The sequence below is a fragment of the Gemella sp. GH3 genome, assembly GCF_013415425.1.
In the GTDB taxonomy this organism is placed as follows: Bacteria; Bacillota; Bacilli; order Staphylococcales; family Gemellaceae; genus Gemelliphila.
This window is the reverse complement of sequence record NZ_JACBYC010000190.1, coordinates 1-499: the sequence shown is the minus strand read 5'-3', so window position 1 is coordinate 499 and position 499 is coordinate 1. Positions and strand designations below refer to the sequence as shown.

Annotated in this window: 1 protein-coding gene; it reads left to right on the top strand. The window is 37.5% G+C overall.

What is annotated here, in order from left to right:
• A partial coding sequence (locus HZY83_RS07000; RefSeq protein ID WP_179943331.1) for a DHH family phosphoesterase occupies positions 1–499 on the top strand: 499 nt, incomplete at both ends.

Sequence of the window (499 nt, the reverse complement as noted above, 5' to 3'; positions counted from 1 at the left end):
CTGTACGTCGTGTCATGGACGAAATTGATAAGAAAACAGAATTAAAAGAACGCTTTGTCACTTCAGATGAAGCTTGGGATATGATGACGTCTAAGACGACAGTCGTTGTCGTGGATACGCACAAGCCTGAAATGGTCTTAGATGAAAATGTCTTGAATAAAGCAAACCGTAAAGTCGTTATTGACCACCACAGACGTGGCGAAAGCTTTATTTCAAACCCACTATTGGTATATATGGAACCATATGCAAGTTCAACTGCAGAGCTTGTTACTGAATTATTAGAATATCAACCAACTGAACAAAGATTGACACGTTTAGAATCAACAGTCATGTATGCAGGTATTATAGTAGATACGAGAAACTTCACATTAAGAACAGGTTCAAGAACATTTGATGCTGCAAGTTATTTACGTGCACATGGTGCGGATACAATCTTAACGCAACACTTCTTAAAAGATGATGTAGATACTTACATTAATCGTTCAGAACTCATTAGAAC